This window comes from Agromyces sp. C10 (genome assembly GCF_023217995.1).
In the GTDB taxonomy this organism is placed as follows: domain Bacteria; phylum Actinomycetota; class Actinomycetes; order Actinomycetales; family Microbacteriaceae; genus Agromyces; species Agromyces indicus.
Genome location: NZ_JALPSX010000005.1, coordinates 197,605 through 209,137 on the forward strand (window position 1 = coordinate 197,605; position 11,533 = coordinate 209,137).

At 72.9% G+C, this 11,533-nt stretch carries 12 protein-coding genes; 7 read left to right on the forward strand and 5 right to left on the reverse strand.

Annotation, left to right across the window (positions count from 1 at the left end; translation table 11 throughout):
• Positions 1–57: 57 nt before the first annotated feature.
• On the forward strand, positions 58–999 hold the full coding sequence (locus M1L56_RS07600; protein WP_248598759.1) for a DUF1214 domain-containing protein: 942 nt from the start codon (positions 58–60) through the stop codon (positions 997–999).
• A gap of 260 nt (positions 1,000–1,259) precedes the next feature.
• Positions 1,260–1,676, forward strand: coding sequence for a CBS domain-containing protein (locus M1L56_RS07605; RefSeq protein WP_067945501.1), 417 nt, complete (start codon positions 1,260–1,262; stop codon positions 1,674–1,676).
• A 64-nt stretch (positions 1,677–1,740) separates the two neighbouring features.
• Here M1L56_RS07605 and M1L56_RS07610 read toward each other — a convergent pair whose 3' ends face one another.
• Positions 1,741–2,250, reverse strand: a complete 510-nt coding sequence (locus M1L56_RS07610; RefSeq protein ID WP_248598760.1) for a methylated-DNA--[protein]-cysteine S-methyltransferase — start codon at positions 2,248–2,250, stop codon at positions 1,741–1,743.
• Positions 2,251–2,404: 154 nt separating this feature from the next.
• On the opposite strand from M1L56_RS07610, the gene M1L56_RS07615 reads away from it, so the two are divergent.
• Complete coding sequence (locus tag M1L56_RS07615) at positions 2,405–2,560, forward strand: hypothetical protein (protein WP_157356673.1); 156 nt, start codon at positions 2,405–2,407, stop codon at positions 2,558–2,560.
• Positions 2,561–2,811: 251 nt separating this feature from the next.
• On the opposite strand, the gene M1L56_RS07620 is transcribed toward M1L56_RS07615, so the two are convergent.
• Positions 2,812–3,051 carry a hypothetical protein gene (locus M1L56_RS07620; RefSeq protein ID WP_248598761.1) on the reverse strand — a complete coding sequence of 80 codons (240 nt, stop codon included), beginning with the start codon at positions 3,049–3,051 and terminating at the stop codon, positions 2,812–2,814.
• Positions 3,052–3,323: 272 nt separating this feature from the next.
• On the opposite strand from M1L56_RS07620, the gene M1L56_RS07625 reads away from it, so the two are divergent.
• From M1L56_RS07625 to M1L56_RS07635, 3 genes are all read left to right on the forward strand, one after another.
• Positions 3,324–5,399 carry an endonuclease/exonuclease/phosphatase family protein gene (locus M1L56_RS07625; RefSeq protein ID WP_248598762.1) on the forward strand — a complete coding sequence of 692 codons (2,076 nt, stop codon included), beginning with the start codon at positions 3,324–3,326 and terminating at the stop codon, positions 5,397–5,399.
• A 143-nt stretch (positions 5,400–5,542) separates the two neighbouring features.
• Complete coding sequence (locus M1L56_RS07630; protein WP_248598763.1) at positions 5,543–5,884, forward strand: hypothetical protein; 342 nt, start codon at positions 5,543–5,545, stop codon at positions 5,882–5,884.
• The gene (locus tag M1L56_RS07635; protein WP_248598764.1) at positions 5,884–7,383 is read left to right on the forward strand and encodes a M14 family zinc carboxypeptidase; all 1,500 of its coding nucleotides are present in this window, start codon (positions 5,884–5,886) and stop codon (positions 7,381–7,383) included. The genes M1L56_RS07630 and M1L56_RS07635 overlap by 1 nt, the downstream gene beginning before the upstream one ends.
• 58 nt (positions 7,384–7,441) lie before the next feature.
• Here the strand turns inward: M1L56_RS07635 and M1L56_RS07640 are convergent, their stop codons facing one another.
• Both M1L56_RS07640 and M1L56_RS07645 read right to left on the reverse strand, forming a co-directional pair.
• Positions 7,442–8,221, reverse strand: a complete 780-nt coding sequence (locus tag M1L56_RS07640; RefSeq protein WP_248598765.1) for an SDR family oxidoreductase — start codon at positions 8,219–8,221, stop codon at positions 7,442–7,444.
• Positions 8,218–8,709: a hypothetical protein gene (locus tag M1L56_RS07645; RefSeq protein WP_248598766.1), complete on the reverse strand. Its 492-nt coding sequence runs from the start codon at positions 8,707–8,709 to the stop codon at positions 8,218–8,220. The genes M1L56_RS07640 and M1L56_RS07645 overlap by 4 nt, the downstream gene beginning before the upstream one ends.
• Positions 8,710–8,799: 90 nt before the next feature.
• Between M1L56_RS07645 and sigJ the strand changes: the two genes are divergently transcribed.
• Positions 8,800–9,777: an RNA polymerase sigma factor SigJ gene (gene sigJ, locus M1L56_RS07650; RefSeq protein WP_248598767.1), complete on the forward strand. Its 978-nt coding sequence runs from the start codon at positions 8,800–8,802 to the stop codon at positions 9,775–9,777.
• A 23-nt stretch (positions 9,778–9,800) separates the two neighbouring features.
• Here sigJ and M1L56_RS07655 read toward each other — a convergent pair whose 3' ends face one another.
• Positions 9,801–11,441, reverse strand: a complete 1,641-nt coding sequence (locus M1L56_RS07655) for a S8 family peptidase (RefSeq protein WP_248598768.1) — start codon at positions 11,439–11,441, stop codon at positions 9,801–9,803.
• Positions 11,442–11,533: the final 92 nt, after the last annotated feature.

Sequence of the window (11,533 nt, forward strand, 5' to 3'; positions counted from 1 at the left end):
GGGCCCGCCCGTGGTTATGGTGATCGCAGGAACGCCGACGGATCGAGGGGAACCCGGATGGCCGAGCACGTCAATGTCGACAACTTCGCGCGCGCCGAGACGAGCCGCATGTTCGCGGCCATCGTCGGCCAGGCGGGCGGCACGGGGCAGTGGTTGCACAACCGCACGCCCACGCCGCTCGACAACCAGCCGGTGATCCGGCAGAACCGCGACACGCTGTACAGCACGGTCCTCGTCGACGCGTCGCAGGGTGCGACGCTCACGATCCCCGACCCCGGCGACCGGTACCTGTCGGTGATGGTCGTGACCGAGGACCACTTCATCCCGCTCGTGCTGCACGACCCGGGCGAGCATCGGCTCTCCGCCGACGAGCTCGGGTCGCGGTACGTGCTGCTCGCGGCGCGCATCCTGGTCGACCCCGATGACGAAGCGGATGTCACGGCCGTGAACGCCCTGCAGGACGGGTTCGCCCTCGACGCGGCATCCGCTGAGCCCTATGCGATGCCCGCGTGGGACGAGGCGACGCTCACCGAGACGCGGCAGGCGCTGCTGACCCTCGCCCGCGGTCTCGGCGGGTTCGCGGGCGCGTTCGGGCGGCGCGACGAGGTCGACCCGGTGCACCACCTGATCGGCACGGCGGCGGGCTGGGGCGGGCTGCCGACGTCGGAGGCGTTCTACGTCAACGTCGAGCCGCGGCTTCCGGTGGGCGAGTACGCGCTCACGGTCGGCGACGTGCCCGTCGACGCGTTCTGGTCGATCACGGTCTACAACGCCGACGGCTACCTCGAGGACGCCGGCGGGCTCGTCAGCGTCAACAGCGTCACGGCCGATCGCAACGCGGATGGCACGGTCACGGTGCACTTCGGCGGGCCGGACGACGGGCGACCGAACCGGCTCGGGATCATGGACGGCTGGAACTACGTCGTGCGGCTGTACCGCCCGCGGGCCGAGGTCGTCAACGGGTCGTGGACGTTCCCGGAGGCGCGGCCGGTCGCGTAGCGCTCGCGGCTGGCGTGGTTCGGGGCGCTCGGCGCGCTCGGGGCGCTCCGCGGACGTGAATCGCCGGAATCGGCCGCGCCCAGCGACGAATCGCGCCCGAGGCGAGTGGCGGGCAGCGGATGCCGCAGCCGGGGCGAGCAGCGGATGCCGCGGCCGGGGTGAGCAGCGGATGCCGCAGGCGGGGCGGGCGCGTCAACCCCCGTGCGGCATCCGCTGCCCGTGCCTACCGTGGCGACACGAGCACGAGAGAGGACGTACCCATGACCGTCGCACGTGACCTGATGACGCCCGACCCGACCTGCGTGAAGGAGGACGAGACCCTGGTCGACGCCGCACGCAAGATGCGCGACCTCGACGTCGGTGCGCTGCCGATCTGCGGCAACGACGACCGCCTCAAGGGCATGCTCACCGACCGCGACATCGTCGTGAAGTGCATCGCCGACGGCGGCGACCCGTCGAGCGTCACCGCGGGCAGCCTCGCCGAGGGCAAGCCCGTGACGGTGGGCGCCGACGACGACATCCGCGAGGCGCTCGAGATGATGCAGCAGCACCAGGTGCGGCGTCTGCCGGTGATCGACGGGCACGACCTCGTCGGCATCATCAGCCAAGCCGACATCGCCCGGTCGCTCTCGGCCGGCGCGACCGGCGAGACCGTCGCCGAGATCTCCGAGGACTGAGCAGTTCCCCGAACCGCGGCGGGCCGGACGCAATCGCGACCGGTCCGCCGCTTCCTGCGCCGGGTCAGAACAGCCGACGCTGCACGACCGCGGCACCCTCGAGCTCGAGCAGGCGGTGCTTGCGCTCGAATCCGCCGGCGTAGCCGGTGAGCGACCCGTCGGCGCCGACGACGCGGTGGCAGGGCACGACGATGCTGATCGGGTTCCGCCCCACCGCGTTGCCCACGCGGCGGGCGAGGTTGCGGTCGCCGAGCCGCGTCGCAAGAGCGCCGTAGGTCACGGTCTGCCCGTACGGGATCTCGCGCAGCATCCGCCACACCGCCTGCTGGAAGTCGTCGCCGACCGGCGCGAGCGGCAGGTCGAAAGCCGTGCGGCGTCCGTCGAGGTACTCGTCGAGCTCGGCCGCGAACCGTGCGATGAGCGGGTCGTGCGCGGGGTCGACCTCGGCGCCGAGGGTGCCCGGGGCCGGCGGATGCCAGTGGTCGGGGAAGTAGACGCCCGCGAGTCCGCCGTCGTCGGCGACCACGAGCAGGTCGCCGAGCGCGGTCGGCAGCGTCGCGTGGCGGCGGGTCATGCGTCGATTCTCACCCGCGGCGGGCGCACGGCGGGCGAGCGGATGTCGCGGGAATCGGACGTGAACGGCACCGCGCGCCTGTCAACCCGGTGACGGCGCGCCCCCGCACGCGGAAGGGTGGATGCACCGACGCCCGGACACGAAGGAGCGAGCGATGAGCGACACGAACGTCCCCGACGAGGAGTACCGCGACGAGCAGCCCGGCGACCCCGAGTCGCCCGAGACGCCCGGCGCGCCCGACAACGCCGACCCGATGAGCGAGTCCACCGACGGCGGGCTCGACGGCGGGGAGCCCGGCGTCGAGGAGTGAGGCCGGCGCGGCGGCGCCCGGCGCCGCGCGCACTGCTGCATGAGTATCCGTCGGATGGGCGCCCTGGGGCGCGCATCCGGCGGATTCTCATGTGTGCTCGGGCGCCGGCGCGCCTGCGTGGCGCGGTGCCCCGGCCGCGTCGGGCGCGAATGGTCGCAACGCTGTGCGCATTCCGACCATTCGCGTCCGGCCTGACAGGGGGCGCGCAATGCGCGCTGGCGAGGGGATGCCGCGTACGCCCGAGTGGCGCGTCAGTCGCGCGGTGTGCGGTGCCCGCCGCCGGTGTCGAGGTCGGGGCCGGCCTCGAGGTCGGGGCCGTCGCTCTCGGTGATGTTCGCGCCCTCGAAGCACGGGTCGACGCCGAGTTCCCGGTCGTGCTCGGCCTTGAGCCGCGCCTGCTCGCGCGCGCTGTCGGCGAAGTTCCGGTCGTCGGGCAGGTCGTCGTCGCCGCGGCGTTGCTGGTCGCGGTCGCGGTCGGTGTCGTCGCTCATGCGGTCCTCCGGTTCGTCGATGCGCTCAGGGTAGGTCGCCGCGGCGCGGGCCGCACGGGGTTGCGCCCGTTCAGGGCGCTGCGTCCGGGTCCGCCCTGAGGGCGCCGCCCGGGTCGAGGCGTACGCTGACCGCGTTCAGCCGGGCGAGACCGCCGGCCGCCTCGTGTCACGCGCACGCGCCCGCGACCGCGACCCCGCGCCGGACCACTGCGCCGCGCGGTCGCCGCCGGCCGGACCGTGGAGGACGGTGCACGATGCGCCCGCTTCGACTCATGACGTTCAACGTCCAGCTGCTGCCGGTGATCGCGGGGGTGACGGCCGGCACGGTGAGCATCCCCGCGGCCGTCATCGGGTTGCTGCCCGGCACCGTGGCCGACTCGGAGGCGCAGGCGAAGCGCGTCGCCGACGACCTGCTCGACCTCCCGCCCGACGAGCGGCCCGACGTGATCGCGCTGAACGAGGTGTTCAGCGAGGACGGGCGGCAGGTGCTCCTCGACGAGTTGAGCGGGGTATGGCCGCACGTGATCGAGTCGATCCACCAGGGCGACCTCGAGGAGGACTCGGGGCTCATGGTGTTCTCGCGGTTGCCGTTCCTGCCGTTGCCGGGCGGCGGGATCCACCGTGAGCGCTTCTACGCCGACGACGCCGGCGCCGACAGCTGGGCGTCGAAGGCCGCCGTGCTCGTGCAGGTCGGTGTGCCGGCGGAGGAGACGACGCTGGTGTTCACCCACCTGCAGGCGGCGTACGACACCGAGGAGCAGTACCGCGACATCCGCAAGAGCCAGCTCGCCGAGATCCGCGACCTGGTCGCCGAGGTGCTCGGCCCGCATCCGGGCAGCTGGCAGAACGTGATCGTGGCGGGCGACCTCAACATCCGGGGCGACGCGGATGCCACGAGCGACGAGTGGTTCGACGTCTTCGACAACCCCGGCGACCCGTTCGGCGAGCTCTTCGCCGACGGGTGGATCGAGATGCGGCCGCCCGCGGCATCCGCTGATCTCGACCCGGGCTTCACGAACCGCAACCGCGAGACGCACGCCGAGCAGCGGCTCGACTACATCTGCCGGTTCAAGACGATCGACGGGGTCGACCTCGTCGCCCACCACATGCGCGTGGGCCACCGGCGCACGTCGGACCACTACGCGCTCGAGGCGATCATCCAGCGGCGTGACGACCACTGCCAGCCGACGTCGGCGGTCGACCTCGACGCGGTCGGATCCATCGCGGGCACGTCGGGGCCGGGGCAGCCGAGCACGTCGCTCGCGTCGGTGGTGATGCCGAAGATCACCGTCGAGGGCGGGCGCTCGTGGGTGTGGGTGCCGCGGCCGGGCACGTACACGTTCCATCACAGCCCGTCGTTGCTGGTCGACGTCTTCGCGGCGACCGATGTCTCGCGGCCGCTGACTCGCCTCGACCAGCTGTCGTCGTCGGACGTGCCGGCGGCCGTGCGGGTCGCGTACGACGAGTTCGAGCGGGTCATCGATCCGGACGGGTCCACGTTCGTGAATCGCGAACCGATGCTCGTGTCGATGCGCACGAAGAGCGGTCAGCCGGGCGACGGCGTGCTCATCGTGCTCGAGCACCTGGGCGACTCGAGGGCGACGGCGATCGCGTTGCCGCCGCACCTCGACGTGGTGGCGCCGTTCCCGAAGGGGCAACGGCTGGGCGACGACGACACCGCCTGGTTCCGCGTCGACCCGGTGCGCACGCTCATGGCGACGCAGCGCGAGGAGCGCGTGACGGTGACGCTGCCGTCCGGTTCGGCCGAGATCGAGGTGCAGGATGCCGCGGGCTCGTCGCTCGGCGCCGACTCCGGTACCGGGCCGCTCGAGTACGTGTTCACCGCGTCGGCGGACGACGAGATCTACGTGACGCTGCGCCGGCACGACGACTCGGACACGGGGCAGGTGGTTCGCTGGTCGACGCCGGTGACGTACCTGCAGCTGGACCGCGGGGTGCACGTGCACGTCGCCGACGAGACGGGTCCGGACTGGCCGGGCGCCGACGAGCCGGAGCTCGACCTGTACGTCGACGGCGAGCACCTGCTGAAGGCGGTGTGGGACGACGCCGACACCGGCGAGGACCTGCCGGGGCTGGCCGAGCGCATCCGCGCGGAGGCGGTGCAGCGGGGCTGGACGGGCCGGTCGATCCCGTTCTGCACGAGCCTCGACCTGGAGATCATCGAACCCGACGACGTGTCGGCGGCGCACGGCGTGCAGTCGTGGCCGATCTCGGCGCTGCGGCCGAACGAGCCGTCAGAGCGGCGCCGCACGCTGGCGATCTCGGTCTTCGACACCATCTCGAACGGCACCTACACGGTGAGCTGCGTGGTGTCGCGTGACCCGTGACGGATGCCGCGCCGGCGGCCGTGCACGCGCCTCTTGCGGCGCCGATGGCACCGGAGTAGCTTCCGCCGCGAGGGGTTCTGGGGGGAGCCCGTTCGGCGTGCCCGCGAGGCGGGCCGGGCGAGCCATGTCTTGAGGGGGAACTCATGGCCAGGCAATCGAATGACGCCGACGCGGTCGGCCGACCGTCGGGCGTGCCGCCCGAGGGCGAGCGGTTCGAGGCGACCGTGCATCCGGGCGAACGGGAGGCCGCGCTGGCGCGCGTGGCCGACCTCGACCTCGACCGCGTTCCCGACCCGCAGGGCGGGGTGCGGGTCGTGGTGAACGCCGACGACCTCGCCGAGCTCGTGCGGCGCGGGTACGAGGTGCGGGTCGTGCGCACGGTGCCGATCGCACCGGTCGATCCGGCGCTGGTCGCGTCGGACGAGGAGGCGGAGCGGTGGCTCGAGGACCGCATCGCCGGCATCCCGCGAGAGGAGGAGGGCTGATGTACCGGACGGTGGCGCAGCTCGACTCGCAGATGCAGTCGCTCGCGATGTGGTTCCCCGGGTACTTCACGCGCATCAGGCTGCCCGAGGCATCCGTTCAGGGTCGGCCGGTGCACGCGCTGCGGTTGCGTGCGGGCGGCGGGCCGGAGCGTCGCGGGGTGCTGCTCGTCGGCGGCACGCATGCGCGGGAGTTGATGAATCCCGACGCGGTCATCGAGCTGGCGGTGGATCTCTTCGTCAGCTACGCGACGAACCGCGACCTCGTGTACGGCGGCAAGACGTGGCCGGCGTCGGACGTGAAGCTCATCCTCGAGGCGCTCGACATCTGGCTGGTGCCCTGCGCGAACCCCGACGGGCGCGTGCACGTGATGACGGTCGACGGGATGTGGCGCAAGAACCGGGCGACGAACCCGGGGACGTCATGCATCGGCGTCGACCTCAACCGCAACGCCGACTTCCTGTGGGGGGTGACGCAGGGGCAGACGTCGTGCTCGCCGTGCTCCGACGTCTACGCCGGGCCGAGCGCGTTCAGCGAGCCAGAGACCCGGAACGTCAAGCACCTGCTCGACACGCACCGGATCGTGACGTTCGCCGACGTGCACTCGTACTCCGAGCTGATCCTCTGGCCGTGGGGGCATGCGCCGACGCAGACGACCGACCCGAAGAAGAACTTCACGAAGCTGCCGACGCCGAAGTGCCAGCCCATCCAGGTCGCCGGGTACCAGGAGTACCTCTCGCCGCGCGACCTGCAGCGGTTCCAGACGGTCGGCGGCCGCATCCGCGACGCGATCACCGCGGTGCGCGGTCGCACGTACACGAGCGAGGCGAGCATCGGCCTGTACCCGACGACGGGCACGTGGAGCGATTACGTCTACAGCCGCCACATCGCGAGTTCGTCGCTCGGCAAGACCTACGGGTTCACGTTCGAGACCGGGCCGTGGATGGGCACCGCGGAGGAGTCGTTCCATCCGGCCGACCCGCGCCCGGTGATCCGCGACGCGAAGTCGGGCATGGTCGCGCTGCTGCAGCAGAGCATCTGCGCGATCGAGCTGATCGGTGCGCGGTTCTTCCGTGCGCAGGCCGAGGTGAAGGCGTTGCAGCAGGTGCGCGACAAGCTGCTGTCGACGACGGATGCCGGGCGGGACTGGATCGAGCTGTTCGAGCGCGTCGAGGGGCCCGCGGTGCTGGCGATGCTCGGCGATCGCGAGTTGCTGTCGGACACGGCGGAGCTCGTGAAGCGCGCCTCCGCGCTGTCGAAGGATGACGCGACGGAGCTCACCGACGACGAGGTCGACGCCGGCCTCGCCGTGGTGCGGCGGCTGCGCTCGCGACTCGAGGACCCGGGGCTCCGCAAGGACCTCCGCGCGATCGAGACGCAGCTCGAGGCGCTCCGCGGCACGCCCATGTCGAAGGCGGTCGAGCGGCTCATGGCGACGCCGCCGGGCGCGAAGGCACCCGCACGTTCGGGTGCGAAGGGGAAGGCGGGCGCGCGGGGCTGAAGCGTGGCGCACGGCCCCGCGCGTCGCGATGCGGGTGAGCGGATGCCGCGGCATCCGTTCACCCGCGCGCGCCCGCCTTCGCCACCGCCGCGCGGTCGCCCGACCGCAGCCACTCGTCGAACGTGATGCGTCCGCGCGCGGCATCGGCCCCGCCCCGCACCGCGCCGGAGGCGAGCGCGCGCCCGAACGGCCCCGGGAAGCGCACCTCGAGCACCCCGCGTCGCACGCCCTCGACGGCGTGGAGGCGCCGCACCAGGTCGGCGAGCCGCTCGTCGCGCGGCCCGACGAGGTCGGGGGCCCGGCCGTCCACCGGCGCACCCTCGGCGAGTTCGACGAGCCGGGCGCCGACCTCGCGCGCCGCGACCGGCCGGATCAGCGCCTTCGGCACGATCGTCACCGGCCCGTACGTCGCGGTCGCCGCGACCTGCGCCGCGAACTCGTGGAACTGCGTCGCCCGCTGGATGGTGACCGGCACCGGGCTGTCGGCGAGGAGGGTCTCCTGCGCGAGCTTGCCGGCGTAGTGCGCGTCGTCGACGCCGTCGATGCCGACGATCGACAGGGCGATGTGGTGTGCGACGCCCGCGGCGCGTTCGGCGCGCAGCAGGTTGCCGGTGACGTTCGTGAAGAACTCGCGCGCCCGGCGCCCGGACAGCGTGACGACGCTCGCGACGTCGATCACGGCGTCGGCTCCGGCGAGCGCGGCGGCGAGTCCGGTGCCGGTCTCGAGGTCGTGCCCGTCGTGGCGGGTGAGGGTGAGCACGTCGTGTCCGCGCGCCTCGGCGGCGGCGACGACGTGGCGGCCGACGGTGCCGGTTCCCCCGGCGACGGCGATCCTCATCGGGCCACCTCCTCGCGCGCGCGGCGGGCATCGGGGAGAACGGATGCCGCGGGCTCGGCGACGCCAGCGGTCGCGGCGGACCCGGCCCCGCTCCCGCGCGCGGGGATCAGCAGCAGGATGCCGAGCCCGAGGCTGAGCGTCAGCGAGACGGCGGTGCCGATCGCGGCATCCGTGTCGAGGTGGTCGAGGTGGGTGGCGTGGTACCAGAGGTGGAGCGCGCCGAAGACCGTCCAGGCGAGGCCGAGCAGGCGGACGACGGCGGGGCTGCGCCAGGCGAACCCGGCGACGGATGCCGCACCGAGGGCGAGGTAGAACGCGCCGACGTCGCGCACGAGGTGCTCGTTGTACGGTCCGTCGGTGGCGACCCACTGCCCGAGCACGCCCGGGAACGAGTCGTAGAACGCGGCGGGCGCGAACGACGCCCACCCGCCGACGAAGCACGCGATGGCGGCGGTCAGCGCGAGCGCAGCCGTGTGGATTCTGTTCATACCCGTACTGACGACACGTGGAGGCGAAGTGTGAGGTGGCTCACGATTCGGGCGGCTGCGCCGTCATGCTTGGTGAAGGGAGCACTGACGATGACGGATGACACGATGGGTGCCGTGCGCACCGATGACGAGCTCGCCGACGTGGCCGCCGAGCGCCGCCGCCTGCTGGCGCTCGCGTACCGCATGCTCGGCACCACCGGCGAGGCCGAGGACGCCGTGCAGGAGACCTACGTGCGCTGGTACCGGATGTCGGACGCCGAGCGCGCCGCGATCGCGAACCCGCAGGGCTGGCTGACCCGCGTCGCGGGCCGCGTCTGCCTCGACATGCTCGGCACGGCGCGCGCGCGACGCGAACGGTACGTGGGGCCGTGGCTGCCCGAGCCGCTGCCGGCGGGGTTCTTCGCGTCGCGTGCGGGTTCGGCCGGCCCCGCGGCATCCGCTCGGCCCCGAACCGACACGACGACGGATGCCACGGCCGACCCGCTTGACCGCGTGACCCTCGACGAGGCGGTGTCGAGCGCCCTGCTCGTCGTGCTCGAGTCGATGACGCCCGCCGAGCGCGTCGCGTTCGTGCTGCACGACGTGTTCGCGGTGCCGTTCCCCGAGATCGCGGAGCTCGTCGGCCGCTCCCCCGCCGCGGTGCGCCAGCTCGCGACCTCCGCCCGCCGTCGTGTCGCCGACTCGCGCTCACGCACCGTGGCCCGCGCCGAGCACGACCGGGTGGTCGCCGCGTTCGGTGCCGCCGCGGCATCCGGCGACCTCGCGGCCCTCGTGTCGGTGCTCGACCCCGACGTCGTGCTGCGCTCCGACGGCGGCGGACTCGTCACCGCCGCCCGCAAGCCCGTGCTCGGCGCGGACCATGTCGCCCGCTTCCTGCTCGGCCTGCTCGCCAAGAACCCCGACGACCAGGTCGAACCCCTCGAGACGACGGATGGCGCCGGCTTCGCCGTCCGCCGCGGCGGTGCGGTGATCGGGGTGGTGAACCTGCGGGTCGTCGACGGGCGGGTCGCGGACGTGTGGATCGTCATGAACCCGGAGAAGTTGCGGGCGTGGAGCGCGGAGCGCTGACGGGACGCGCTCCGCCGCACCCCTTACTGCGCGATCTGCTTGAACGCCTTCTCCGCGATCCGGTCCAGCTGCTTCGCCGTCAACCTCCCGTCGAACGCTCGGGCCTCCTTCGCGATCGCGGCCACCAGCTCGCGGCGCTCGCGCACCGCGACGTCCCGCCACTGCGGGTCGACCGGCACCGGCCCCTTGCCCGGCACCCAGATGAGCCCGGGCGCATCGTTGATGACGCCGAACAGGATGTACACCCAGTAGACGAACCGGTCGTCGATCCTGAACCGCTCGTTCTTCTCGATGCGGTCGAAGATCGCGCGGAGGTTCGGCATGACCCCGATGCGGTCGGTCGCCGGGTCGGCACTCGCGGTGTTGAGCGCAGCCGACAGCCAGACGCGCACGGTCGCCGGATCGAACGGCTGCCCCTTCCGCGCCTTCCGCCAGCTCTGCAGCAGCACCGCTGCGCCCGTGACGATCGGGCTCGCGCCGGACGTTCCACCGAACGACCCGGTGTACGCCGTGGTCGAGGTGCCGGTCCATCCGTCGCCCGTGGTGTCGACGTTCTGGCCCCACGCGTAGCAGTCGATGCGGCTGCCGTGGTTCGAGAAGTCGAGCCGCGAGTGCGGCGCGGCGGATGACGCGGCGCCGACCATGATGGCCCCGGAATCGCGGAAGTCGTCGTCGCCGGGCTTCAGCAGGTGGCGGCCGGAGGCATCCGTCCAGTCGTCGAGGTCGTTGCCGCCGTTCCCGGCCGCCTCGACCACGACGATGCCCGCGTCGACCGCATCGCGGATGGCGTCGAACACCGCCTGCTCGACCTCGACCGGAAGGTACGTCGTCGACGACCCGGCCGCGGTGGTCTGCGCCTCGAGCAGCAGCACGTCGCCCGGCGACATCGCATCTGCCGCCGAGATGATGGCCGCCGCGGTGCTGTAGCTCGTCGACGTGCGGTATTGCGAGACGACCCGAGCGGATGCCGCGGGCGCGATGCCCACGCCGCCCCTGGTGTTGTCGACCGCGACGACCTCGCCGAGCACCGCCGTGCCGTGCCCGTGGTACGCGTGGCTCACGCCCGAGATGACCGTGATGCCGGCCGCCGCGAGGTCCTCGTGGTTCAGCGTCCACCCCTGCTCGAGGTCGACGAACCCGATGCCCGCGCCATCCGTCGCACCCCACGCCCACCGCGCGTCGATGCCGTCGGGCGCGGCATCCAGGTACCCCTGGTTCCCGCTGCGCGGGTCGTCGCTCGCGTTCACGGGCGGCGGCGTCGGCCCGCCCTCGACGTAGGCGGTCTCGACGTCGTCGCGCGCGTCGAGTTCCTTGGCGAGCTCGGCAGCGGATGCCTCGTCCCGCACCGTGATCGCCGCATACCCGTCGAACCGGGCCCGCCGCCCCCGTCCGAGCCGCTCGCGCTCATCGCGCCCGACCATCGGCTCGAGGTACGCCTCGCCGGCCACCCGATCCTGGTACTCCGCGATCACGTCCCCGAGGTACGCGACCGCATCGACCAGCTCACGGCCGACGTCGTCCTCCTGCTCCCCCGCCCGCCGCTCACCCGGACGCTCCCTCAGCGCCCGCTCGCGCCGCGCCGCGTCGGTGACCTTGACGACCACCCGCCGCTGAACCTTCGGCGCCTCGACCGGGTCGAGCTCCTTGCCGTCGATCATGCCCATGATCCGCTCCCCTCCGTTGCGGATGGCGGTCGTGCGCGCGCGTGCGCTGGGCGCCGCGCGCGGGCGGCCGGCCTTCGTAGACGGTTACGAGG

Bases quoted from the DNA above. Each gene is read 5' to 3' on its own strand.
- sigJ (WP_248598767.1), top strand. From the start codon at position 8,800: ATGACGGATGACACGATGGGTGCCGTGCGCACCGATGACGAGCTCGCC.
- M1L56_RS07620 (WP_248598761.1), bottom strand. From the start codon at position 3,051: ATGAGCGACGACACCGACCGCGACCGCGACCAGCAACGCCGCGGCGAC.
- M1L56_RS07635 (WP_248598764.1), top strand. From the start codon at position 5,884: ATGTACCGGACGGTGGCGCAGCTCGACTCGCAGATGCAGTCGCTCGCG.
- M1L56_RS07645 (WP_248598766.1), bottom strand. From the start codon at position 8,709: ATGAACAGAATCCACACGGCTGCGCTCGCGCTGACCGCCGCCATCGCG.
- M1L56_RS07625 (WP_248598762.1), top strand. From the start codon at position 3,324: ATGACGTTCAACGTCCAGCTGCTGCCGGTGATCGCGGGGGTGACGGCC.
- M1L56_RS07610 (WP_248598760.1), bottom strand. From the start codon at position 2,250: ATGACCCGCCGCCACGCGACGCTGCCGACCGCGCTCGGCGACCTGCTC.
- M1L56_RS07630 (WP_248598763.1), top strand. From the start codon at position 5,543: ATGGCCAGGCAATCGAATGACGCCGACGCGGTCGGCCGACCGTCGGGC.
- M1L56_RS07640 (WP_248598765.1), bottom strand. From the start codon at position 8,221: ATGAGGATCGCCGTCGCCGGGGGAACCGGCACCGTCGGCCGCCACGTC.
- M1L56_RS07605 (WP_067945501.1), top strand. From the start codon at position 1,260: ATGACCGTCGCACGTGACCTGATGACGCCCGACCCGACCTGCGTGAAG.
- M1L56_RS07655 (WP_248598768.1), bottom strand. From the start codon at position 11,441: ATGGGCATGATCGACGGCAAGGAGCTCGACCCGGTCGAGGCGCCGAAG.
- M1L56_RS07600 (WP_248598759.1), top strand. From the start codon at position 58: ATGGCCGAGCACGTCAATGTCGACAACTTCGCGCGCGCCGAGACGAGC.
- M1L56_RS07615 (WP_157356673.1), top strand. From the start codon at position 2,405: ATGAGCGACACGAACGTCCCCGACGAGGAGTACCGCGACGAGCAGCCC.